Annotated in this window: 23 protein-coding genes and 1 tRNA gene; 13 read left to right on the top strand and 11 right to left on the bottom strand. The window is 27.4% G+C overall.

Annotated elements, in window-relative coordinates; genetic code table 11:
• The 7 genes from yidC to AMN70_RS02350 form a co-directional block, all read left to right on the top strand.
• The coding region (yidC, locus tag AMN70_RS02380) for a membrane protein insertase YidC (RefSeq protein WP_075501413.1) at window positions 1-1,583 on the top strand (1,583 nt) is incomplete at its 5' end.
• Window positions 1,584-1,609: 26 nt separating this feature from the next.
• On the top strand, window positions 1,610-2,458 hold the full coding sequence (argB, locus tag AMN70_RS02375; RefSeq protein ID WP_075501412.1) for an acetylglutamate kinase: 849 nt from the start codon (window positions 1,610-1,612) through the stop codon (window positions 2,456-2,458).
• On the top strand, window positions 2,455-3,144 hold the full coding sequence (locus AMN70_RS02370) for a pyrimidine 5'-nucleotidase (RefSeq protein WP_075501411.1): 690 nt from the start codon (window positions 2,455-2,457) through the stop codon (window positions 3,142-3,144). The genes argB and AMN70_RS02370 overlap by 4 nt, the downstream gene beginning before the upstream one ends.
• A 3-nt stretch (window positions 3,145-3,147) precedes the next feature.
• Window positions 3,148-3,975, top strand: coding sequence for a 2,3,4,5-tetrahydropyridine-2,6-dicarboxylate N-succinyltransferase (dapD, locus tag AMN70_RS02365; RefSeq protein ID WP_075501410.1), 828 nt, complete (start codon window positions 3,148-3,150; stop codon window positions 3,973-3,975).
• A gap of 1 nt (window position 3,976) precedes the next feature.
• On the top strand, window positions 3,977-5,134 hold the full coding sequence (dapE, locus tag AMN70_RS02360) for a succinyl-diaminopimelate desuccinylase (protein ID WP_075501409.1): 1,158 nt from the start codon (window positions 3,977-3,979) through the stop codon (window positions 5,132-5,134).
• Window positions 5,131-6,060, top strand: a complete 930-nt coding sequence (locus AMN70_RS02355; RefSeq protein WP_075501408.1) for a histone deacetylase family protein — start codon at window positions 5,131-5,133, stop codon at window positions 6,058-6,060. Before dapE ends, AMN70_RS02355 begins: the two co-directional genes overlap by 4 nt.
• Window positions 6,061-6,092: 32 nt before the next feature.
• The gene (locus AMN70_RS02350; RefSeq protein ID WP_075501407.1) at window positions 6,093-6,578 is read left to right on the top strand and encodes an SET domain-containing protein; all 486 of its coding nucleotides are present in this window, start codon (window positions 6,093-6,095) and stop codon (window positions 6,576-6,578) included.
• Here AMN70_RS02350 and truA read toward each other — a convergent pair.
• From truA to AMN70_RS02330, 4 genes are read right to left on the bottom strand one after another with little or no spacing between them, the layout of a single operon-like run.
• On the bottom strand, window positions 6,562-7,302 hold the full coding sequence (gene truA / locus AMN70_RS02345; RefSeq protein WP_075501406.1) for a tRNA pseudouridine(38-40) synthase TruA: 741 nt from the start codon (window positions 7,300-7,302) through the stop codon (window positions 6,562-6,564). The two genes, AMN70_RS02350 and truA, sit on opposite strands and share 17 nt — an antisense overlap.
• Window positions 7,303-8,226 (bottom strand): methionyl-tRNA formyltransferase, encoded by a 924-nt coding sequence (fmt, locus tag AMN70_RS02340; RefSeq protein WP_075501405.1) that lies wholly within the window; start codon window positions 8,224-8,226, stop codon window positions 7,303-7,305. It abuts the gene before it with no gap.
• A 3-nt stretch (window positions 8,227-8,229) separates the two neighbouring features.
• Window positions 8,230-8,748: a peptide deformylase gene (gene def / locus AMN70_RS02335; protein WP_075501404.1), complete on the bottom strand. Its 519-nt coding sequence runs from the start codon at window positions 8,746-8,748 to the stop codon at window positions 8,230-8,232.
• A 25-nt stretch (window positions 8,749-8,773) separates the two neighbouring features.
• Window positions 8,774-10,540 carry a hypothetical protein gene (locus AMN70_RS02330; protein ID WP_075501403.1) on the bottom strand — a complete coding sequence of 589 codons (1,767 nt, stop codon included), beginning with the start codon at window positions 10,538-10,540 and terminating at the stop codon, window positions 8,774-8,776.
• A 211-nt stretch (window positions 10,541-10,751) separates the two neighbouring features.
• Between AMN70_RS02330 and AMN70_RS02320 the strand changes: the two genes are divergently transcribed.
• Window positions 10,752-11,270 (top strand): shikimate kinase, encoded by a 519-nt coding sequence (locus AMN70_RS02320; protein ID WP_075501401.1) that lies wholly within the window; start codon window positions 10,752-10,754, stop codon window positions 11,268-11,270.
• Entirely contained in the window at window positions 11,251-12,357 is a 1,107-nt protein-coding gene (gene aroB / locus AMN70_RS02315; protein ID WP_075501400.1) for a 3-dehydroquinate synthase, read from the top strand. The genes AMN70_RS02320 and aroB overlap by 20 nt, the downstream gene beginning before the upstream one ends.
• On the opposite strand, the gene AMN70_RS02310 is transcribed toward aroB, so the two are convergent.
• Window positions 12,346-12,606 (bottom strand): BolA/IbaG family iron-sulfur metabolism protein, encoded by a 261-nt coding sequence (locus AMN70_RS02310; protein ID WP_075501399.1) that lies wholly within the window; start codon window positions 12,604-12,606, stop codon window positions 12,346-12,348. The two genes, aroB and AMN70_RS02310, sit on opposite strands and share 12 nt — an antisense overlap.
• A gap of 19 nt (window positions 12,607-12,625) precedes the next feature.
• Between AMN70_RS02310 and AMN70_RS02305 the strand changes: the two genes are divergently transcribed.
• Genes AMN70_RS02305 through AMN70_RS02295 form a run of 3 tightly spaced genes read left to right on the top strand, consistent with a single transcriptional unit; the run spans window position 12,626 to window position 15,916 of the window.
• On the top strand, window positions 12,626-13,153 hold the full coding sequence (locus AMN70_RS02305; RefSeq protein WP_075501398.1) for a J domain-containing protein: 528 nt from the start codon (window positions 12,626-12,628) through the stop codon (window positions 13,151-13,153).
• Window positions 13,143-14,117: a cobaltochelatase subunit CobS gene (gene cobS / locus AMN70_RS02300; protein ID WP_075501397.1), complete on the top strand. Its 975-nt coding sequence runs from the start codon at window positions 13,143-13,145 to the stop codon at window positions 14,115-14,117. The genes AMN70_RS02305 and cobS overlap by 11 nt, the downstream gene beginning before the upstream one ends.
• Entirely contained in the window at window positions 14,117-15,916 is a 1,800-nt protein-coding gene (locus tag AMN70_RS02295) for a cobaltochelatase CobT-related protein (protein ID WP_075501396.1), read from the top strand. The genes cobS and AMN70_RS02295 overlap by 1 nt, the downstream gene beginning before the upstream one ends.
• On the opposite strand, the gene AMN70_RS02290 is transcribed toward AMN70_RS02295, so the two are convergent.
• On the bottom strand, window positions 15,913-17,193 hold the full coding sequence (locus tag AMN70_RS02290; protein WP_075501395.1) for an ActS/PrrB/RegB family redox-sensitive histidine kinase: 1,281 nt from the start codon (window positions 17,191-17,193) through the stop codon (window positions 15,913-15,915). The genes AMN70_RS02295 and AMN70_RS02290 overlap by 4 nt on opposite strands.
• Before the next feature lies 1 nt (window position 17,194).
• Window positions 17,195-19,252 (bottom strand): DNA gyrase subunit B, encoded by a 2,058-nt coding sequence (locus tag AMN70_RS02285; RefSeq protein WP_075501394.1) that lies wholly within the window; start codon window positions 19,250-19,252, stop codon window positions 17,195-17,197.
• Between the two features lie 181 nt (window positions 19,253-19,433).
• Between AMN70_RS02285 and AMN70_RS02280 the strand changes: the two genes are divergently transcribed.
• Window positions 19,434-20,234: a DUF4422 domain-containing protein gene (locus AMN70_RS02280; RefSeq protein ID WP_075501393.1), complete on the top strand. Its 801-nt coding sequence runs from the start codon at window positions 19,434-19,436 to the stop codon at window positions 20,232-20,234.
• 6 nt (window positions 20,235-20,240) lie between these two features.
• On the opposite strand, the gene AMN70_RS02275 is transcribed toward AMN70_RS02280, so the two are convergent.
• From AMN70_RS02275 to pheT, 4 genes are all read right to left on the bottom strand, one after another.
• A tRNA-Ser gene (locus AMN70_RS02275) sits at window positions 20,241-20,326 on the bottom strand.
• A gap of 7 nt (window positions 20,327-20,333) precedes the next feature.
• Window positions 20,334-21,134: a glycosyltransferase family 17 protein gene (locus AMN70_RS02270; protein ID WP_075501392.1), complete on the bottom strand. Its 801-nt coding sequence runs from the start codon at window positions 21,132-21,134 to the stop codon at window positions 20,334-20,336.
• Window positions 21,135-21,142: 8 nt separating this feature from the next.
• Entirely contained in the window at window positions 21,143-22,951 is a 1,809-nt protein-coding gene (gene lepA / locus AMN70_RS02265; protein WP_075501391.1) for a translation elongation factor 4, read from the bottom strand.
• A 5-nt stretch (window positions 22,952-22,956) separates the two neighbouring features.
• On the bottom strand, window positions 22,957-25,176 hold a 2,220-nt coding region (pheT, locus tag AMN70_RS02260), incomplete at its 5' end, for a phenylalanine--tRNA ligase subunit beta (protein ID WP_075501390.1).

Genomic DNA, 25,176 nt, shown 5'->3' with positions numbered 1-25,176 from the left:
ATCTTTCAGAAAATACTATAATTAAAAAAAATTCAGATACCCCGAGCTTAGAAAAAAAAGAGTCTTTAGTTCAAATTTCTAGAGACGAAGCAATAAATCAAAGTGATAGAATAATATTTGAAAATAATAATATCATAGGTTCAATATCTCTAAAAGGTGCAATTATAGATGATCTTACATTCAAACAATATAATACCGAATTAGAAAGTAATATAAATGTAACTTTATTAAATCCTAGAAATACAGAAGATGGTTATTTTATAGAAAGTGGCTTTGTTACCTCAGATAAAAACATTGATATTCCAAATTCTGAGACTTTGTGGTTGGTTGAAGAGAATAATAAATTAACTGAACAAACTCCAATAAAATTATCTTGGACTAATAATCAAGGTATAAAATTTGAAAAAGAAATTTCATTAGACGATAAATTTTTATTTACTATCAAACAAAAAGTAAGCAATACAACTAAGAAAAAATTTGATTTTTATTCATATGGTCAAATTATAAGAAACAAGATGCCAGAGGGGCTCTCAAATTTTTATATTTTACATGAAGGTATGCTAGCTGCACTCGATGGTGAACTTATTGAGGAGGATTATGATGATATAGAAGAGGAAAAATTTAGTAAAAATGCTAACAAAGGCTGGTTTGGTATTGGAGATAAATATTGGATAAGTTCTATTGTACCTCCAAGAAATACAGAGTTCAAAACTACTTTTGATTTTAAAAATAAATTTAGGGCAAATTATATTGCAACTCAACCTATTGAACTCGACAGTAATTCTTTTATTGAAGAAGAGATGCAAATCATTATAGCTGCAAAAAGAGTCGATGTTGTAGATGGTTATGCAAAACAATTAAATATAGATAAGTTTGATTTAGTAATCGATTGGGGCTTTTTATATTTTATTACAAAGCCTCTTTTTTACGGAATTGATTATTTCTTTAAATTACTTGGAAATTATGGTTTAGCAATAATTGCCATCACAATTTGTATTCGATTAGTTTTTTTTCCACTAGCTAACTTTTCTTTTAGAAGTATGGCAAAAATGAAAGCACTTCAACCTGAAATGGTTCGTCTTAAAGAACTTCATAAAGATGATAAAATGAAGCTACAGCAGGAAATGATGGCACTTTATAAGAAGGAAAAAGTTAATCCTATGTCAGGATGTCTTCCAATTCTAGTTCAAATACCAGTTTTTTTTGCTTTATACAAAGTATTGTTTGTTACGATTGAAATGAGGCAAATGCCATTCTATGGCTGGATTCAAGACTTATCAGAGCGTGATCCAACATCGATATTTAATTTATTTGGATTACTACCATACGATGTTCCATCATTTTTAATAATAGGTGCATGGCCAGTTGCTATGGGAGTTTCAATGTGGATTCAGCAAAAATTAAATCCGGCGCCTACTGATCCAATACAAGCAAAAATATTTATGTTTTTTCCTCTTTTCTTAACAGTTATTTTAGCACCCTTCCCAGCTGGCTTAGTGATTTATTGGACAGTAAACAATATTTTAACAATGGCTCAACAACTGTTCATCATGAAGCGTACAACTATAAAAACTACAACCTAAAATTTTTAAAAGTAAATTATAAATTAATGGATCTAGAGAAAATACTTCCCAAAAATGGACCGCCAATAAGTGAAGTAACAAAATATATAGAAAAGTACAAAAATGATTTAATAGTAATAAAATATGGTGGCAATGTTTTAATTGATAGAAAGATATTTAATAATTTTATAACTGACATAAGTATACTTAACAAATTAAGTCTTTCTGTTGTGGTAGTGCATGGAGGTGGACCAAGAATTAAAAGAGAATTAGATAAATCTAATATTCAATCCAAGTTTATAAGAGGGCTTAGAGTAACAGATAAAAAAATTATAGATATTGTTGAGTCAGTTTTAATTGACTTTAATATTGATATTGTAAACTCTTTACAAGAAAAAGGTTCAGAAGCTATCTCATTACATACAAAAAAAAATAATATCATTCATGTTGTGCCAGAGGCACATGAACTTGGGTTTGTTGGAATACCAAATAAGATTAATCATGATTTATTATTAAACATAATTAAACAAAATAAAATTCCTATTATTTCACCGTTAGGTTTGGATAGAAATAATCAAACACATAATATAAATGGAGACACAGCTGCAATGGCAGTTGCGAAATCTTTAAAATCAAGAAGATTGCTGTTGATGACAAATGTAGATGGCGTACTAGATAAAGAAAAGAATCTTATAGAGGAAATATCTTCATCTGAAATTTTAAAGATGATTAATGATGAAATCATTACTGAAGGTATGATACCTAAAATAAATGCTTGCCTAGATGCCGTTAATAACGGAGTTACTGCTGTTGGGATTATCAATGGTACAAAACAACATTCATGTTTGTGGGAAATTTTCTCTGATAAAGGATCAGGAACATTAATTAGAAAATGAATTTACAGGACAAAAAATATCTTTTACTCGATTTAGACGGTGTATGTTACGGGAAACATAATAATTATTCTTTAGAAAAAGTATTTGGTCAAGTATCAAAAAGAATGACTAAGTTTATTTCTGAAAGACTTAAGATAGATATGAAGGCAGCAAAGGAACTTCAAACAAATTATTTTTATAAATATAATACAAGTTTAAATGGCCTTATGATACATCATGATATACCGCCTCAAGACTTTTTAGAGTATGTTCACACTATAGATCTTTCATTTATGAAAGAAGATAAAGTTATGAGGAATGAACTTGAAAAATTAGATATGGAAAAATTTATTTTTACAAATGGAAGTGCTAATCATGCAAAAAATATTTTGACACATCTTGGAGTATATGACTTATTTGGAAGAGAAAAAGTATTCGATATTGAAGATGCTGGATATGTACCGAAGCCTGAGGCAAAAACTTTTGACCTTATGGTAAAGAAATTTGGTATTGATCCAAAACAGACCATTTATATAGAGGATATCGCTAAAAATCTAAGTATTGGCCATGAACGTGGGTGCATAACCGTTTGGTTAATTAATGATGAACAATTTGGAAAACTGGATTCTGATAAAGAATATATTTCTCACAAAATTGAAAATCTATCTTTATTTCTAAAAGAAATAAGGCTATTAAAAAGTAAGTAAATTATGTCTTTAGAAAATATTATAAATGATGCTTGGGAAAAAAAAGAGAAAGTCAATCAAAATTCAGATCCATCACTTAAAGATGCAATTAATCAGGTAATCAGTGATTTGGATAGTGGAAAATCTAGAGTAGCTGAAAAAATTAATGGTGAATGGATAACTCATCAATATTTAAAAAAAGCAATTATGTTAAGCTTTAGAATTTATCCGATGGAAAATTTAAATGGCCCATATAGTAGTTGGTATGACAAAGCTCATTTATTAAAAGGTAAAACCGCAGGATGGTCTAAAGAGGATCATGAAAAAGCCGGTTTTAGAATGGTGCCAAATTCACCTGTAAGAAAAGGTTCTTTCATCGGAAAAAATGCTGTACTAATGCCATGTTACGTAAATATAGGTGCCTATATTGATGAAGGAACAATGATAGATACATTTGCTAGAGCAGGTAGTTGTTGTCAAATTGGAAAAAATTGTCATATTTCTGCAGGTTCAGGAGTAGGCGGTGTATTAGAACCGGCACAAGCATTGCCAACCATAATTGAAGATAATGTTTTTTTGGGAGCTATGTCAGAAGTTGTGGAAGGTGTAATTGTTGGAGAAGGTTCAGTTCTAAGTATGGGTATGTACATTGGTCAATCAACTAAAATAGTTGATAGAAAAACTGGAAAAATTACTTATGGAAAAATTCCACCTTACTCTGTAGTTGTTCCTGGGTCTTTACCTAACAAAAATGATTCATCAGCACCTTCATTATATTGTGCAGTAATAATTAAACAAGTTGATGAAAAAACAAGATCAAAAACATCTATAAACGACCTTTTAAGAGATTAAAATGAAAGTTTTAAATGAATTACAATTAGCTAAAGAGCTAATCAAGTTTCCATCTATAACTCCAGTTGATGCAGGAGTAATGAAATTTTTAGAGAAGAATTTAAAAAAATTAGGATTCAAAACAAAAGTACTAGAATTTAAAGAAAAAAACTTTCAACCTGTTAAAAATTTATATGCAAGATTAGGAACAAAAGAACCTAATTTTTGTTATGCTGGTCATTTGGATGTTGTTCCTCCTGGAAATATTAAAGACTGGACAATTAACCCTTTCAAACCATCTGTGAAACAAGGTCATCTAATAGGAAGAGGAGCAAATGATATGAAAAGTTCTATAGCTTCCTTTATCTCAGCAGTAAGTAAATTTTTGAATGAAAATAAAAATTTTAATGGTTCTATAAGTTTACTAATAACAGGTGATGAAGAAGGCGACGCAGTAAATGGAACAAAAAAAGTTGTAAATTTTTTAAAAAAAAAGAAAGAAAAAATTAACTTCTGTTTAGTTGGGGAACCAACAAATCCAAATAAATTAGGTGAAATGATTAAAATCGGTAGAAGAGGTAGTTTAACTGGTAAATTAAAAATATTTGGATTACAGGGACATGTAGCATATCCTCATAGGGCAAATAATCCTTCAACAATAATCGTAAATATTTTAAAAGAATTAAAGGAAATTAAATTTGATAATGGCACCAAGGATTTCCAGCCTACAAATTTAGAAGTGACTAAAATAAATATTGATAACAAAGCAGATAATGTTATTCCTGCGATCGCTCAAGCTACGTTTAATATAAGATTTAATAACAAGCATTCATCGACTTCTTTAAAAAAAAAACTTAATAATATTTTTAAAAAAATTACTAAAAAAAATAAATCTAAATACGAAATTGAATACAGAGTATCTGGTGAAGCATTTTTAACAAAAGCAAATAAAACAACTTTAATGATTCAAGATATTATTAAACAAGTGACAAATATTAAGCCAAAATTATCCACTACAGGTGGTACCTCGGATTTAAGATTTATTAGAAAAATATCACCAGGTTTAGAATTTGGTTTAGTGGGAAAAACCATGCATAAAGTTGATGAGGCGGTATCTTTAAAAGATTTAAAAAATTTAACCAAGATCTATAAATATATTTTACAAAATTACTTTAAGTGAAAACTGGTTTAATTACTTCTGAAACATATCAAAATCATGACACTGGTCCTGGACATCCAGAACAGATAGCAAGGGTTACTGTAATCAATGAAAATTTAAAAAAATTAAATAATAAAAATTTATTATGGAAAACACCCTCTACTATTACAGATGATATTATCATAGATACACATGATGCCGAATATGTTAATTTAATAAAAAACTCTTTTCCCTCTAAAGGTTTCTCTTCATTGGATGGCGATACAATTATTTCACCTGGAAGTAAACAAGCTACATTTGATGCAGCTAGCTCAATAATTACAGCTATAGATGGTATACAAAATAAAGAATTCAAAAATGCTTTTTGTAATGTGCGTCCTCCGGGTCATCATTCTAATCAAAACAAAGCAGCAGGTTTTTGTATTTTAAATAATGTAGCAATAGGTGCTAAATATCTACTAAACAAATATAAATATAAAAAAGTTGCTATTATAGATTTTGATGTTCATCACGGTAATGGTACACAAGATATTTTTTATAATGATGAAAATGTTTTATTCATATCAACTCATCAATATCCTTACTATCCAGGAACAGGCTCCGAAAAAGAAAAAGGTAAATTTAATAATATTTGCAATTTTCCATTACCTGCTGGCACAAATTCAGAAGAATATTTAAATGCTTTTGATTTTGCGCTAAAAAAACTAAATAAATTTAAGCCAGAATTTGTTTTAATTAGTGCAGGTTTTGATTCAGATTTTAGAGATCCATTAGCACAATTCAATCTTAAAACAGAAGATTTCTATCTCATTACAAAAAGAATTTTAGAGTCATCAAAAAAATTTTGTAATGGGAAAGTAGTTTCTATCTTAGAAGGTGGATATGACTTGCAGGCTCTTCAGGATGACACCAAAAGACATATTGATGCGTTGTTAGAATTCAATTAATAATTTTTAAAATTTATCTTAAAATAATCTTTATGAAGATATATGCAATTAAAAAATCTAGAATTGATAAAAAAGGTAAAGGACTTTATGCAACTAAAAATATAAAAAAAGGAACAAAAATAATTGATTATGTTGGAAAACTAATAACGAAAAAAAAATCTGAAGACTCAAGTAAATATGATAATAAAAAACCAATTTATTTATTCACAATTAACAAAAAATATGATCTTGACGGAGATTTTTCTTGGAATATAGCAGGATTAATAAATCACTCCTGTGATAATAATTGTGATTATGAAGGAAAAGGTCTTAAAATTTGGGTTAAAGCTATAAGAGATATCAAAAAAGGTGAAGAGTTCACTTGTGATTATGGATTTGGCTTTGATAAAAATTACAAACAATTTATTTGTAAATGTAAATCTAAAAATTGTTGTGGTTACATTGTTAGAGCTGAATCTAGATGGCGAATTAATAAAAAATTTTCAATGAAAAATAAAAAAACTAATAAATTACCCTAGCTAAAAATAAACCCTCTGGTGGTGCAGGAGGTGCACACAATAATCTTTTTTTGGACTTAAAAACTTTATCAAAAGTTTTAAGGTCCCATTTTTTTTCACCTAAATATTTTAAACATCCAACCATAGATCTTACTTGTTGTTGCAAAAATGATTGTGATTTAAATTCTATCTCTATCTTGTTTTTTAAAGACTTAATTTTAATTGATTTAATGGTTCTGATAGGGCTTTTTGCGTGGCAACTTGAAGATCTAAATGTTGAATAATCATAGGTTCCAACAAGTTTTTTTGCACCTTTTTTAATCAATGAGATATCTAGTGGTTTTCTTACATGCCAGCCTCTTTTTTTTTCTATCACTGGAGCACTTACTTGATTAAAAATTACATATTTATAAATTCGTTGTTTTGCAGAAAACCTTGAGTGAAATTCATTGCTCTTTTTTTTAATTCTTTTAATCGAAATACCCTTATCATTTAAAAAATAATTTATTGATTTCAAAAATTTATTCAAAAATTTAATTTCATTTTTACAATCAAAATGAGCAGATTGTTCAATTGCATGAACTCCTGTATCTGTTCTTCCTGAGCCAATTAAAATTATTTTCTCTTTTAAAAGTTTTGAAATATTTTTCTGAATATGTCCTTGAATAGTTAAGCCCTTTTTTTGAATTTGCCATCCCCTAAAATTTGTACCAACATATTCAATAAGTAACTGATATCTTACCATTTAAATTTTTGTTCCTTTTTTAATTTTTGATCCAAGTATAAATTCTTCTACTTTTTGTGTTTTTTTTCCTTGTCTCTGAATTTCAATAATCTTAATTGATTGGTTATTTCCACATACAATTTCCATATAGTCTGAAACTACTTCCCCAGGATTTCCAATTCCATTTCCAATTTCAGCTTTTAATATTTTATATCTCTCTCCTTTAAAAATAAAAAAAGCACCAGGAGTTGGATACAAACCGTTAATTTTACCTATGATTATCTCAGCGGTATCGTTCCAATCAATTTTGCCCTCTGTCTTTTCTATTTTAGATGCGTATGTTGCTTTTGTTTGATCTTGTTCAACAAATTTTGCTTTATCCTCAAGAATTTCGTCTATATTGTCTAATATCTTTTCCGCAGCAATTAATGAAAGTTTTTCAGTAACATCATTTGCATTCAACTTGCTGTTTAAATTAATCCTATATGTATTACATACAGGGCCACTATCTAATTTTTCGTTAATTTTCATAATGCTGATACCTGTTTCTTGATCAAGATTCATTATAGATCGTTGAATTGGCGCTGCTCCTCTCCATTTTGGTAACAGAGATGCATGAATGTTTATAAATCCTTTTTTTGATAATTCTAAAAAATTTTTTGGAATAATTTGACCGTAAGCAACAACTATAACAAGGTCTGCATTTATATTTCTAAAATATTCATATTCATCTAAATTATTTTTTAAAGACTGAGGTGTTCTAAACTCTAAATTTAAAGTTTCAGCAATACCTTGTATAGGGGACTTATTTATTTTTTGTCCTCTTTGTGATTTTTGAGGTGGTTGAGTATATACATTTGAAATAGGATAACCATTTTGATACAATGATTTTAAAATTGGCACAGCAAACATTGGCGTACCCATAAAAACAATCTTCTTAACCATTAATCAAAGAATAGCTCTATTTGACTTAAGTTTAGAAAGTTTTTTAATTATCATTGATTTTTTCAATTTTGAAAGATAATCAATAAACAATATTCCTTCTAGATGGTCCATTTCATGTTGAATACATGTCGCCAGTAATCCTTCTGCTTTTAAAAACTGTTTTTTACCATTATAATCTAAATATTCTACTTCACATTTACTAGGTCGATCAATTTCAGCAAATTGATTTGGAACAGACAAACAGCCCTCTTCATACGTTGCTTTTTTAAGATCTTTATTTTTTATTACTGGATTGACAAAATATCTTGGTTCTTTTTTATTAGGATCTTTACTTATATCCATTACAATTATTCTTTTTGGAACACCAATCTGAATAGCTGCAAGACCTATGCCGTTTGCAGCATACATAGTATCTAACATGTCGTTCATTAATTTTTGTTCTTCTGTTCTTACTTTATCAACAGACTTTGAAATTTGTCTTAAGATTTTATTTGGTTCTGTTAATATTGGTTTTACTGCCATAATATCTTCTATCTTAATTTATTTTTTATACTTTTAAAGGCAGAACTTTTAATAAAATTTGATTCCTAATATAGTCAATATCTAATTGATTAAGAGCACTTATTATAAAGTACAATGTATCTTCATCTAATGCATCAAGTTCATCTTGACCTATAACTTCGATGATTCTCAACAAAGTAGAGCCTATTTCGTTATTATTAATCATCACTTGAATGTCGGTTGGCATTTCGGAATCACTAATTTCATAAAGATCATCATATTTTTTTTGGATTTTTATTCCATCTGACTTAATCGACTCAATAAAAATTATATCTTTTTTAGATAAAACATACTTTTTATCTTTCTTTATTTTTTTTAGAAAATTATTTAAATCTTTTTCAAATTTGGACTTTGCAAAATCTCCATTAAAATAATTAACTAATTTTGATTGATGAAGAATATCTTTGCTAAATTTAATATCTTCTAATTTATTGTCTTTCTCAGACAAATTCTCATAGTAAAATGTTGTAAAATTAGATGGTATCTCATCAGGTTCTATTTCTTTTAAAAACTTTTTTAATTCCTCATCAAATGCGTTTGAAAAATTATCTTTAATAAATAGTTCTTTTAAAAGTTTTAACAATTCTAATTTATTTTTAGTATCAGATTCTAATAAGACTCTTTGATAAACTAAAGCTCTAGCTTCCACATTTAAAAGCGATTTGTAGGCTTCAGAAACATTCAAAAGTTGATTTACATTAAATTGAAATCGTTTATACAGAGAAAACAAATCTTTTTCAGAGTAGTTTTTATCATGAGTGGCTTGTTCAATTAATGAGATTTTATCTAAATTAATGATATCTATATCCTCGACCTTGTAAAGTAAATTCGAAGTAGATAAATATTTCCAAATTAATGGATCTGTATTTTTTTTTGGTTCAAAGATAAAATTAGGATTTGTTCTGTGAGCTAAATGAAAATCTAAAATTGAGGCTTCTGAAATATTCAACTCAGGTTCGTCAGTAAAATTAAATAAATAATTTAGTTTCTTCTCAAAATATTCATCTTTAAATCCAAGCTCTTTTTTTAAGTCAAAAATTAGTTGAGCTTCGTCTATTCTTCCAGCATTGATTAAACAATAAAGATTAAATTTTGATAAATATTCATCTTTTATCAATTCAGAATTTTTTAAAAAAAATTCACATGCTTTTTCAATATTAGACTCAGATAAAAATTGATCAACCAAATAACGACTTAATTCTGGGTGTAAATTTAATATTTGATTTTTGATCAAATATTCCTGAATTAAATCTCTATCTTTATTTTTAATAAGCCAATCAGATTTTATTTTTAAAAATTCTTTTTTTGTAAAATTTATTTCTGGATAGTACGAGTTTGTTAATAAAACAATATTCAATAATTCTGAAGCATCTTTTGATAAATCTAAATTTAATAAATTAGAAAAAAGATATTTTAATTGATCTCCATTAGAATTAGACCACAAATCGATTTTAAGATCAAAGTCTTCAGGATCATAAAGACCTATTATTTTAATTTCTTGTGACTTTAATGATAAGTCTATTTGAACTGAATCTATTTCTTTTTGAGATTGCTGATCATATACGCTTGATTGCGTAATTTGTTCATTTACAATTTTAATATTATTTTGATCGGAATTAGTTTTGTCAATTTTATTTTGATCAATATTCCATATATCAACAGGTTTTTCTTCAGAGCTAAGATTAAAACTGAGTAAAAAAAAAATTAATATAATTGATAAATATTTATTATTTAACAATTTTAAAATTTTCATTAGGAATTATTTTTTCTATTTCTTTTTTTGGTGCTGGAAAATCCACTTTGCTTAAAAGGAAAACTCCTCCAAGAAATAAAACTATTACAAAGCCTAATTTAATAATTAAATTAGTAGCACGTTGCCTTGAACTTGTATTTCTTGTAAATTGCATATATCGTTGGTTAAAATCAAATTAAGACATATTTGTGTTTTTTCAATACAGAAACATATGAAATCAAAAAAAAATTTAGTTTTTTTGGGCATGATGGGTTCAGGCAAGTCTTCAATAGGCTCTTTAGTATCAAAAAAACTTAATATTGATTTTATTGATATAGACCAAGAAATTGAAAAAAAGATTGGTATGACGATTTCAGAAATATTTGAGAATAAAGGTGAAAAATATTTTAGAAAAATTGAAGAATTGATCACACTCAAAATGCTAAAAAAAAATAAAATTGTGATTTCTCTTGGGGGCGGCACCTTTTTAAACAATAAAGTTAAAAAAGAAATTTTAAATAATCATATTTCTTTCTGGCTTAGCTGGGAAACTAAAACGTTAGTTGATAGAATTAAAGATAGTAAAAAAAGACCCATTGCACTGAAAGCATCAAAAAATGAACTAGAAGATCTTATAAAAAATCGATCTATTGTTTATTCAAAAGCTATGTGTAAAATTGAATGTGATAATCAAACAAAAAATGACATTGTTAAAAAAGTTATAAAATTTTATGAAACCTATAAACCTTAAAATAAAAACTAAATCTAATAACTATCCAATAATGATTGGCTCCAATATAGTTAAAAACTTAAGCTTATATCTTAACAAAAATTCAATATCCTTTAATCAGTGTCTTCTGGTAATTGATAAAAAAGTTCCCACTAAAATGGTTTCTAAAATAACTAAGTCTTTAAATAAAAAAAAAATATCTAAATTTTTATTTACAGCTAAGGAAAGAAATAAAAATTTAAAAAACATTAACAAAATTTTAAAAATTTTACTTTACAAAAATTTTTCAAGAAATGATTGCGTCATTACTATTGGCGGTGGTATTACAGGAGACGTTGGTGGATTTGCTGCTAGTCTTTACAAAAGAGGATTACGATTTATTAACATTCCAACAACTTTACTATCCCAAGTAGATTCTTCAGTAGGCGGTAAAACAGGTGTCAATACTAAAGAAGGTAAAAATCTTATAGGAAGTTTTTATCAACCTAAAATAGTAATCAGTGATACTGAATTTTTAAAATCTTTACCTAAAAGAGAAATTGTTTGTGGATACGGCGAAATTTTAAAACACTCTCTTATTTTAAATAAGGTTTTTTATAACTATTTAAAAAATAATTCTTTAAAAATTATAAATTTAGAAAGTCCATTTATTGAAAAAGCTATCTTAGAAAGTTGTAAAATCAAAAAAGCAGTTGTTGAAAAAGATGAAAAAGAAAAAAATTTTAGAAAGATATTAAACTTTGGCCATACTTTTGCTCACGCTTTTGAAGCAGCTCTTGGGTATTCAAATAAACTTAATCACGGTGAAGCGGTAATATTAGGAATGGTTACGGCACTCAAATTTAGTTTTGATATAAGACTAATTAAATTTAAAGAATTTAATAAGATATTAAATGATATACAAAATACAAATTTACCATTTAACATTAAATCTTATTTTTCATTGAAGGATTTAAATTTAATATTAAATTTTATGAAAAAAGATAAAAAGAATTTCTCAGAAAGAATAAATCTTATTCTACTTAAGAAAATTGGCTCAGCCGTAATTGACAAAGAATATAATAGTATAAAAATCAAAAAATTTTTAATTAAAGAATTAGTTGATTAAAATTTGCAAAGAATGAATATACTGTTTCATCTCTTTATCTAAAATTTTAAATATTTTCCTATTGCTCTCTATTTTGTCCAGCTTTTTTAGTTCATCTGAAAATATTGTAATTTTTAAATGAAATTTATCTTTTTGATTACCTGAATGGTTTTTGTGAAGAAATGACTTGTCCTCTACTTTGATTTGATCATTAATAATTTCATTATTTAATTTTTTTTTTACAATTGCAATTAAAGCATTTATATCCATAAATATTAATTATTATATCATGAAAATAATTTGTGACTGGAATAATTGTAAAAAAGTGGGGGAATATAAAGCACCTGTTGAAAAGGATAATAGCAAAAAATATCGTATGCTATGCTTGGAGCATGTAAAAGAATTCAACAAAAATTGGAACTATTTCTCAGGGATGAATGATGATCAGGTTATTAATTTTTTAAAATCCGATATGATTTGGCATAAGCCCACACAAAGTTTTAGTTCTTCTGATAATTTTTTTAAAGTTTTATGGAATAACACCCTCAAGGATGAATTAGATAAAGATAAATTTAAAGGTGAATACAATCATATGCGTCAATTTAAATTTGATCACAAAGATATAAAAGCCTTTAGTATTCTAGGAGTTTCTGTGGGTTTAAAATGGCAAAAAATTCAAGATAAATTCAAAATCCTTGTCAAAAAATTTCATCCAGATATAAATGCTGGAAATAAAAAATACGAGGAAAAACTAAAACAAATAACTTTAGCTTATACTCAACTGAAAAACACTTATAAGGAAAAAATTGACACCTAATATTAACTCACAACCAGATATAAAAATTTCAGTTAAACAGACCTTTGGTATAGACTCTAATATGGAAGTTGATGCTTTTTCTAAAAAAAGTGATTATGTTCCAGAAATTGATAAGAATTATAAATTTGATCGTGATACAACGCTTGCAATAATTTCTGGATTTGCATTTAATAAAAGAGTTTTAGTTCAAGGCTATCATGGTACAGGGAAATCCACGCATATTGAACAAATTGCTGCAAGATTAAATTGGCCATGTATTAGAGTAAATTTAGATAGCCATATAAGCCGTATAGATCTAATAGGCAAAGATGCTATTGTTTTAAAAGATGGAAAACAAGTAACTCAATTTAATGAGGGTATTTTACCTTGGTCAATTCAAAATCCTGTTGCTTTAGTATTTGATGAATATGATGCAGGAAGACCAGATGTAATGTTTGTAATTCAAAGAGTTCTGGAGGCCGAGGGTAATTTCACATTATTAGATAAAAACAAAGTTATAAAACAAAATAAATATTTTAGATTATTTGCAACATCAAATACCGTTGGCTTGGGTGATACAACTGGTCTTTATCACGGAACTCAACAAATAAATCAAGGTCAAATGGATAGATGGAATATTGTTACAACACTAAATTACCTAAGTCTTGAAAGAGAAATGGAAATAATTTTAGCAAAAAATAAAAATTTGAATAATCCCAAGGGTAAAGAAAAAGTTGCAAATATGATTAAAGTTGCCTCTCTAACTCGAAAAGGATTTATAAGTGGAGATATTTCTACTGTAATGAGTCCAAGAACTGTTTTGCACTGGGTTGATAATGCAGAAATATTTAAAGATATTGGTTACGCTTTTAGAGTGACATTTTTAAATAAATGCGATGACATGGAAAAAAACACTATCGCAGAATATTATCAAAGATGTTTTGGTGAAGATTTACCAGAGTCTTTGCTAAATATTCAGATTTGATGAGCAACAAAGGAACAAATCTTAAAGAAAAATTAAGACAGGCTTTGGCCTCAACAATCAGAGTAATTTCTGATGATTTTGAAATTAAAAAACATGAGGATAATAAAAGCTCAAATAAATTTGATTTTTTCGAGTTAGATAATCTTAATAGTAAAAGCGATTTTATTAAAGCAAGAGCAGAAGCTGACTCAGCTGCACTTAAAAAAAAATTTTCTAACGATGAAATTTATAAAAAAAACGCTCCTAATAACTCAAGCTGTAGACCATTATATGCAATAGCTGAAAAAACAAGATATGAAACTTTGGGTGGTAAAATGCTAAAGGGTATTGAAAAAAACCTTAGTGATAATTATAGCCAAATCATCAACTTAAAAAGAAAAGACCAATTAAAAACAAAAGAAGATGTGCCAATCACAGAAGCTTTTGAATTGTATATGCTAAAGCATTTTTACAATATTGAGCTTAATTCGCTATCTTCTAAAATGCTAAATTTTTGGGAGAAAGAATTTGATCAATCAATAAATAAACATATCAAATTTTTAAAAGATAATTTTGAAGATCAAAATGCATATAGTTCTAAATTTTCAAAAATTTTACAAGATATGGATATCTTTCAAAATGATGATAATCAAGAGTCTCAAGAGGAAAATCAAGATCAAGGTCAAGATAATCCATCTAACGATGATGAGGAAAGTGAAAATGAAGATAAAAAAGATCAAAATAAAGACCAAGAAACTGAAACAAGCCTAGATTCTGACTATGATATTGATGATTATCAATTAAATGAACAACTAGTCGATACGGACTCTGATAAACAAAGTTCGGAACAAGTAATACAGAAGAAAAATATCAATGATTTGAACCTTGATTACAAAGTTTATACAACAAAATTTGATGAAATTGTCAAAGCAGAAAATTTAGAAAATACTGATGAAACAAACAAACTTAGAAAAAGTTTAGATCAACAACTCATTGGATTTCAGGATGTGGTTACAAAACTTGCAAATAAATTACAAAGACAGCTTTTAGCAAAACAAAATAGAGCATGGGAGTTTGATTTAGAAGAAGGATTATTAGATAGTTCAAAACTTCCAAGAATAATTATGGATCCTTATAATTCTTTATCTTTTAAAAAAGAGAAAGATTTAGACTTCAAAGACACTGTAGTTACTCTTTTGATTGATAACTCTGGCTCAATGAGAGGAAGGCCAATTACTATTGCAGCGATATGTGCAGATATTTTGTCTAGAACTCTAGAACGTTGTTCAGTTAAAGTTGAAATTTTAGGCTTTACTACTAAAAATTGGAAGGGAGGTCAGAGCAGAGAGTTTTGGAATAAAAATGAAAAACCAAAAACTCCAGGTAGATTAAATGATTTAAGACATATTGTATATAAAAGTGCAGATACTCATTGGAGACAAGCTAAAGGCAATCTTGGACTAATGTTAAAAGAAGGCTTGCTTAAAGAAAACATTGATGGAGAAGCTATTAGTTGGGCTTTTTCTAGATTGAAAAAAAGAAAAGAGGAAAGAAAAATATTAATGGTAATTTCTGATGGTGCACCTGTCGACGACTCTACTTTATCAGTAAATTCCGGAGATTTTTTAGAAAAACATCTTAAAAAAATTGTAAAATTTGTTGAGGAAAAAACAGAAATTGAAGTTTTAGCAATTGGAATAGGTCATGATGTATCAAGATATTATAATCGAGCAATTAAAATAACTGATGTTAATGAATTAGGTGATGTAATGATTTCACAATTAAGTTCATTATTTGATACGAAAAAAAAGTTTCATTAAATATTGAATAAATCTTTGTTTTTCCATTTAATAATAATTTCTGCTCCTTTTTGAGTCTTAGAATTTCTACAATTTATTGTTGCAAAATTTTTTTCTAATAATGTTTTACCAATGAACAAACCTAGACCTAGGCCTGTTTTTGATTTATCTTTTGTATCATTCGATTTTAAATATGGCTCTCCTATCTTAGACAATATATCTTTTGGAAAACCAAAGCCATCATCTTCAATTACAATTTCAGTAGTTTCGCTATCGCTCTTAAGATTTATGAAAACATTTTTTTCTGAAAATTTATTAGCGTTCCCAATAAAGTTTCTTAAACCATAAACAATTTCTAAAGACTTTGTAATTTTCTTGGAATTTGAATATTGATCAAAATTAAAAATAAATTTTTTTTTGCTAATTTCTTTGAAGGATGAAATAATTTCACTTATATAATCTTTCATTGAAAGGTCTTTATCTATAAATTCATCTTCCTCTACTGGATTTAAGGTCAATCGTTTTAAAATTTGGTTACATCTTTCTATCTGACTGGCTAACAATTCAATATCTTTTTCAATCTCTACCTGTCCTTTAAATTGTTTGATAAGATCTTGAGTAATTATTTTTATTGTAGATAAAGGTGTGCCTAAAGAATGTGCTGCTGCCGCAGCTTGACCACCAAGAGATAAAAGTTCATGCTCAGTGGCCATTACCTCTTCCATTTTTGCTAGTGCTTCTCTTCTTAACCTTGATTGTTTTCCGAATGTCATCGCCAAATAATTTAAAAATATCAAAGCAATAATGAGAGCGATTGGTATAGAATAAAAATAATATGGACTTACGTGAAAATGGTCACTAATTGGAGAGGGTAAGTCTAAAGAATAGAATGTTAAAATAAAAATTGTAAATATAGTTAAAAATACTAATAACAAATTGGTTTTAAAGCTCAAATTTGAAGATGAAAAAACACTTGGTATTATTAAAAAGATTACAAATGGATTTGTAACACCACCAGTTAGATAAAGCAAAGCACCAAGTTGTAATATATCTATTACTAAAAATAAAAATGCTGATCTGTCTGATAATTGAGTTTTTTGATAAATAAAGATTAAATATAAATTACTTAAAATTCCTAAAAAAATTATCAAATTTGAAACAAGAAAGTCAAACTTAAAATTTAAAACAAAATAAACAAAATAAATTGATATTAGTTGTCCAATTATACCTATCCATCTTAAACTAATATACGTTGATTTTTTAAAAAAATGATACTTTGAAGTTTGAAAAAACTTCATTTTATATATCTAAATTTTGGACATTTATAGAATTATTAATAATAAAATCTTTCCTTAAGGCAACATCATTGCCCATCAATGTATGAATCAAATTTTGATCTTTTTTTAGGTCCTTGGAGTATTGAACTTGTATTAAATTTCTTGTTTCAGGATCAAGTGTAGTGCTCCACAACTCCTCTGGATTCATCTCTCCTAATCCTTTAAATCTTTGAATATTCATTTTAGATTTTTCAAAATTCATCTCATTTAAAAATTCTTTAGAACCTTTTTTTAACTTTTTAAAATTCTTATTATTGTCAATTATGTATTCTTCAAGTTCTTTCTCATCTTTAATATAAATCCCTTTTGAACCTTTATTGATTTTAAATAAAGGCGGTTGCGCCAAATAAACATGTCCATGTTCAATAAGTTTATTAAATGGCTTGTTGTTAAAAAAAGTTAATAATAAAGCCCTAATATGTGATCCATCAACATCTGCATCTGTCATAATTATAATTTTTCCATATCTTAAATCTTTTAGATCTATCTCTTGTGCTTTTGGATCTAAACCTAAAGCATTTATCAATGTTAAAATTTCATTTGATGAGATCATTTTAGATAAAGCTTTGGTTCTTTGTTCTGAATTGTCTTTGCTTCCATTTTTCTTTTGTTTAACATCCTCTACATAAGTATTTAAAATCTTTCCTCTCAAAGGTAAAACTGCTTGATTAGATCTGTTCCTACCTTGTTTTGCTGAACCACCTGCAGAGTCTCCCTCAACGATAAATAATTCTGTGCCTTCTTGTTTACCGATTTGACAGTCTGCTAATTTTCCAGGTAACCCACTTAATTCTAAAGCACCTTTTCTTCTTACACTCTCCCTAGCTTTTCTAGCAACATCTCTAGCTACTGCGGCTTGAATAATTTTGGCGAGTATAATTTTAGATAAGGACGGATTTTGATCAAACCAAATTGATAATTTTTCATTTATAATTGTTTCAACAATCATTCTTACCTCTGAAGAAACTAACTTATCTTTAGTTTGAGAAGAAAATTTTGGATCAGGAATTTTTGCAGATAATACACAAGTTAATCCTTCTTTTATATCATCACCAGAAATAGCTAACTTATTTTTTTTTAAAAGATTATGTTCATTTGCGTACTTATTAATTATTCTAGTTAGTGCACTCCTAAAACCCAACACATGTGTTCCACCGTCTTTTTGATATATGTTGTTAGTATAAGGAAGAACATCTTCTGAATAACCTGCGTTCCATTTTAGTGAACATTCTATTTCAACATTATTTCTCTTACCTTCTATATAAATAGGCTTTTTAAATAAATCATTACCATTTTTATTTTGTAACTTTTCTCTTTTTTCATCTAAAAAATCTACAAATTCTAACACTCCTCCATTAAATTTAAATTCATGAGTTTTCTCTTTTTTTTGAGAGGCGTCTATGAAAGTAATCTTAATCCCTTTATTTAAAAATGCTAATTCTCTCATTCTTTTAATCAAAATATTTGCACTAAACTTAATTGAAGAAAAAACTTCTTTTGATGGCAAAAACGTTATCTGTGTACCAGTTTCTTTTGATTTACCAGTTTCTTTAAGAGACTTTTTTGCTTCACCATCTTTAAATTCAATAAAATATTTTCTACCATCTCTATTAATTTCTAATTGTAATTTTTCAGATAAAGCATTGACAACAGAAACACCAACTCCATGTAAGCCTCCAGAGACTTTGTATGAATCATGATCAAATTTTCCACCAGCATGTAATTGTGTCATAATTACTTCAGCTGCAGATTTTTTTTCACCTTTATGTATATCTACAGGAATTCCACGACCGTTATCTTTTACCGTTACAGTACCCTCAGAATTTATTTTAACTAATATATGGTTACAGTAACCTGCTAAAGCTTCATCAATTGAATTGTCAACAACTTCATAAACCATATGATGTAAACCAGTTCCATCATCAGTATCTCCGATGTACATTCCTGGTCTTTTTCTAACCGCTTCAAGACCTTTAAGTACTTTAATTGAGTCTGCTTGATATGATTTATTATTTGCCATATTTTATTATTGGAAACATTATTTATAACATTTTTTAATTAAAATTCTTTAAATTTAATTAATTAAGTGAATTTAAGTTATTAAATAAGTCTCTAAAAACAATGCTTATTCAAACAAAAAATAAGTTAATAACTATTATAAAAATATAGTTTAAAATGTATTAATTTTTACTTAATAATTTATGAAAATTTTCTGTATTTCAATTTTAAACAAAAACTATGAAAAATTTAAAAAACTAAATTTAACACCAGTAGGTTTAGGTGATAATGAATACGATAAAAATTGGCTTAACGATAAAATTGGTGATAATATTTCTAAAAAAAATTTATATTTTGGAGAATACACTTTTCACTACAACTTATGGAAAAATAAAAATTTAATTTCAAATCACAATGACTGGATAGGGTTCTGTACATATAGAAGATTTTGGACAAAATCAGATAAAACAAAAATTGATAATTTTAGCGAGCTAGAAAAAATTATTATAAATAAACCTCAAAATAGTTGGGAAAATTATGATGTAATAATTGGTGAACCATTAATTTTCAAAAAAATAAAAAATATAAAACTATTAAAACTTAATTTACTTGAAGTTATAAAAAAGCCGTCAATGCTATTCAACAATAACACTCTTGAAGATCAATTTAGAGTTTTTCATGGATCCTTTTTTTTAGATAGGGCAATAGATTTGATGCCAAAAAAATATCAAAACGATTTTAAAAAATATATGAATGGGTATTTATTATATCCTTACAATATGTTTATTTGTAAAAATTTTAAAATTTTATTGAAGTTTTATGATGAAATATTTCCATGGTTATTCAAATGCGAAGAGGCATTCAAATATAAAAAATTGAGTGGATATAATAAAATTAGAATATATGGATTTTTGGCAGAGAGATTTATGCCCTTTTGGTTTATGAAAAATTTTAGAACAAAAACTTGTACAATTACGTTTTTTGACGAAAGTATAATTAAGTAATATCGGCGGAGATGGTGGGATTCGAACCCACGGTACTATTTAAGTACACACACTTTCCAAGCGTGCTGATTAAACCACTCTCACACATCTCCAAAAAATTTATATTATAAATTTTTTATACTTACTTTTGTTTTTTAATAAAAATTTTGGAAAGTTTTTATTTATTTTAATTTTTTTATAAACATGGCCTCGATCAAATAAGTCTTTTTTTTCTTTAATTTTGCTTTTAATAACTTTAATAGAGCTAAATTTCTTACCAGAAAATTCGGAATGAGCAAAAGTTTTTAATTTTAAAGAAATTTGTTCAGGATCCATAATATTATTAAAATGCCATCCACCATTTTTTATGATTTCTATACTTTTTTCAATATTGAACTTAAAAACTTTTCTTAAATTTTTTGACAATATTTTTTGCCTCATAAAATTTATTGATTTTAAATTTTTTTTTTTTACAACTCGGCTTCCTTCCCATGGTGACTCATAAGGATTGAAAAGATTAAATTTATAGTTAAAACAATCTTGTAAAAAGATTCCATACTTTTTTTCTAATTTAAAATTCTTAAGTTTTTCTGGTCTCATGATTTCATCTGGATCCGAAAAAAAAATATAATCTTCAGGTGAGGCAAATTTCAATTTTTTTAACAAATATTCTCTCTGTATTGCTTGATTTTTCCATCTATCATTTTTTTTTGGAAATGGATCTTTCAATAATATATAAATAATTTTTTTTTTATTGTATTCATTCTTCCAAATAAATTTTTTTTTTTTTCTTTTTCCGGTATGGTCATACAATGATTCACAAATAACAAAGTAGTCTACGTATTTATTTAAAATTTTGTACCTCAAATTGAACATATAGTTATTATCAAAAAATGTTATACAATCAAAAATTTTTGACATTAGTTTTCCTATTTTTCATTATTTATTTTTAATACTCCAATAAATGCCTCTTGAGGAATTTCTACACGACCAAATTGTTTAGATCTGGCTTTACCTTTCTTTTGTTTTTCTAATAATTTTCTTTTTCTATCCGTTGCTCCGCCACCGTGAATTTTCGTTAATACATCTTTTTTAAAACCTTTAATTGTTTCTCTTGCTATAATTTTTCCTCCAATCGCAGCTTGAATAGGTATCATAAAGTTATGTCTTGGAATTAAATCCTTTAATTTTTCACAAACTTCTCTTCCAGTTCTTTGGGCAAAATCCTTGTGTATCATCATTGCTAAAGCATCTACTGGCTCCCCATTAACTAAAATTCCTAATTTTACTAAACTTCCCTCCCTATATTCTGCGATTTCATAATCAAAACTCGCATAACCACTAGTCATTGATTTTATTCGATCATTAAAGTCAAAAACTACCTCATTCAATGGGAGCTCGTAACTTAATACTGCTCTATTTCCTGAATATGTTAAATTATTTTGAATTCCTCTTTTATCCTGACAAAGTTTAATGATTGATCCTAAATACTGATCTGGTGTTATTATAGTTGCTTTGATCCAAGGTTCCTCGATATTTTTGATGAATGTTGGATCTGGAAGACTTGATGGATTTTGTAAATCAATTGATTTATTATTATTCAAATTTACCTTATAAACAACACCAGGTGTAGTTGTTAATAAATTTACATCAAATTCTCTTTCAAGTCTTTCAGTTATAATTTCTAAATGTAACAAACCTAAAAAACCACATCTAAAACCTAATCCTAGCGCGGAAGAAGACTCGGCTTCGAATGAAAAACTAGCATCATTTAATTGCAATTTAGCCAAACCATCTTTTAATTTTTGGTACTCAGAACTGTCTACAGGAAATAAACCACAAAATACCACTGGTTTACTGGGCTTAAATCCAGGCAATGCCTCTACTTTTGGTTTTGTAGCATCGCAAATTGTATCCCCAACTTTGGTTTCTGATAGTACTTTTATTCCCGTAGTTATAAAACCAATTTCACCAGAATTTAATTCATTTATATCTTTTGCTTTAGGGGTAAAAACTCCAACTTTTTCTACTATATAGTCTTGATCTGTTGAAAGCATTTTAATTCTCATATTCTTAGTAATTTTTCCATTTATTACTCTAACTAAAATTACAACACCAAGATAAGTATCATACCAACTATCGACCAATAAACACTTAAGATCGTCAGAGAGTTTACCTTCTGGTCCAGGTAGCGAATTTACTATCTTCTCTAATATTTCTTCAATACCTTCACCTGTTTTTCCTGAACAATTGACTGCATCACTCGTATCAATTCCTATAACATCCTCAATTTGTTTTTTTGTTCTATCTGTATCTGATGCTGGAAGATCTATTTTATTCAATACAGGTATGATTTCATGATTAATATCCAGAGCTTGATAAACATTCGCTAAAGTTTGAGCCTCTACACCTTGTGTGCTATCCACTATTAAAATTGATCCCTCGCAAGCATATAAAGATCTACTAACTTCATAGCTAAAATCTACATGGCCTGGGGTATCTATAATGTTAAGGATATAATCCTTTCCATCTTTTGCTTTATAATTTAATTTTACTGTTTGAGCCTTAATTGTGATTCCTCTTTCTCTCTCAATGTCCATAGAGTCTAAAACTTGAGCTTTCATCTCTCTTTCTGATAATCCACCACATTTATGAATAATTCTATCGGCAATAGTTGATTTTCCATGGTCAATATGTGCTATAATTGCAAAGTTTCTTATATTATCGATAGTGCTCATAAATTTTATGATCTAATTTTAGCACCAGTTCTATTTTCAACTGCTTTAATTATTGAATTATTAATTTTTTCTAAATCACTATCATTCAATGTTTTTTCTAACGACTGTATTGTTACATTTATTGCAATCGATTTCTGATTATCAGGAATGTGTTCACCTTCGTAAACATCAAATATTTTTATATTACTAATTAAATTTTGGTCTACACTTGAAACCGCATTTATTAAGTCTTGAGCTTTAACATCTTTATTAACTATAAATGCAAAATCTCTCTCGGATTTTTGAAAATCAGAAACACTAAACTTTATTTTTTGATCGTTTAAAGATTTTTTAGGAAGTTTTAAATTATCAAAAAAGATTTCAAAGCCTACTAAAGACTCAGTTTTTAAATCTATTTTTTTTAAAATACTTGGATGAATTTCACCAAAATAGGATGCAACCTTATCTTTTTCCTTATTTAAAAATAATCTACCCGATTTTCCAGGATGGTAATAATTAGGAGTCTCGCTATCTATAAAAAATTTATTTGAATTATAGCCTGCCTCAACCAAAGTTTGGACAACGTCTCTTTTTACATCAAATAAATCTACATCTCTCTCATTATCAATCCAAGAAGATCTAAATTTTTTACCCGCTGAAAGACCACAGATTACTGTATTCTGTTGACCTGGATTATATCCATAAAAAATTGGACCTATTTCAAATATTGATAAATCCTTTATACCTCTATCAATATTTTTGCTCATATACATAATCAAATTTGAAAATATAGAATTTCTTAAAACACTTAACTCAGAACTTATTGGATTAATTATTTTAATTTCTTTATTTTTATTTTTGAAATGGTTATTGTAATTTGCATCTGTAAATGACCATGTTATAGCCTCTAAATAACCTTTAGAAGCTATTGCTCTTTGTAAGAAATGAAATAATTTTTGAGATCTGGTTAAAGTAGTTTTAGTTCTGATTTTAATTGGATTTATAACCTTAATTTTATCATATCCAGTCATTCTCACTAATTCCTCAACAATATCTACGTCTTGAGAAATATCAGGTCTCCATGAAGGAACAATTAATTTTAAATATTTTTTTTCTTTTTTAATTTCAAAGCCAAGATTTTCTAAAATCTTTAATTTTTCATTAATTGAAATTTTAAACCCAGATATCTTATAAAATAAATTATAATCAAATTTAATTATTCTTTTTTTATAATTTCTAATCTTTTGAAGATCTATTTTGCTTATTTCTCCACCACAAATATCCTTAATTAATAATGCCGCTTTATTTAAACCATTTTCGATGGATAATGGATCTATGCCTCTTTCAAATCTAAATTTTGCGTCTGTATCAATATTCAATTTTTTTGCCGTTTTTCTTATAGATCTAGGTTCAAAATAAGCTGACTCTAATAATATGTTTTTTGTATTAAATTCTGTTCCTGATCTAGTGCCTCCTATAATTCCTCCTAGCCCCAAAACACCCTCATCATCACTTATTACACACATGCCGCTTTCTAAATTATAATTTTTATTATCAAGAGCTGAAAATTTTTCTCCAGATTTAGAATTTCGAACTATAATGCCACCTTTTATTTTATCTGCATCATAAGCATGTAATGGACGATTATTATCAAGCATGACATAATTTGTAATATCAACTATTGCTGAAATTGGCTTTTGGCCTACAGAAATTAACTTATCTTTTAACCATTGAGGGCTATCAGTATTTTTTACGTTAGTAATTAAACAACTTCCAAAAGCTACACAACCTTGATTTTTTTCTTTTTTTATTTTTACCTTTAATAATTGTTTTGATTTTGATTTAATTTTTTTTTCCTTAACATTCCTCATCTTGCCAAACCCAGCAGCAGCAAGATCTCTGGCTATTCCCCTGACACCAAGACAATCAGGTCTATTGGGTGTTATTGATAAATCTATTAAATTTAAATTTAATTTTGAAAAATAACTTTTTCCTATATTTTTTCCGTATTTTCTTAATGATAATTCAATTATTCCATTACTTTCATTAGATATATCTAATTCAGACTCTGAACATAGCATCCCATAAGAAACAACCTCTCTAATTTTGGCAACCACTAATTTTGTTTTAGTTTTAGGAATAATTGCTCCTGGAGGAGCATAGACTGTAATTAATCCTTTTTTTGCATTTTCAGCACCACAAACAACTTTTTTTATTTCTTTTTCTCCTACATCAACATCACAAAT

Origin of the sequence: Candidatus Pelagibacter communis (assembly GCF_001179925.1) — a bacterium.
Classification (GTDB): domain Bacteria; phylum Pseudomonadota; class Alphaproteobacteria; order Pelagibacterales; family Pelagibacteraceae; genus Pelagibacter; species Pelagibacter ubique_E.
The sequence above is the reverse complement of the archived record's forward strand: the minus strand, read 5'-3'. Positions and strand labels throughout refer to the sequence as shown.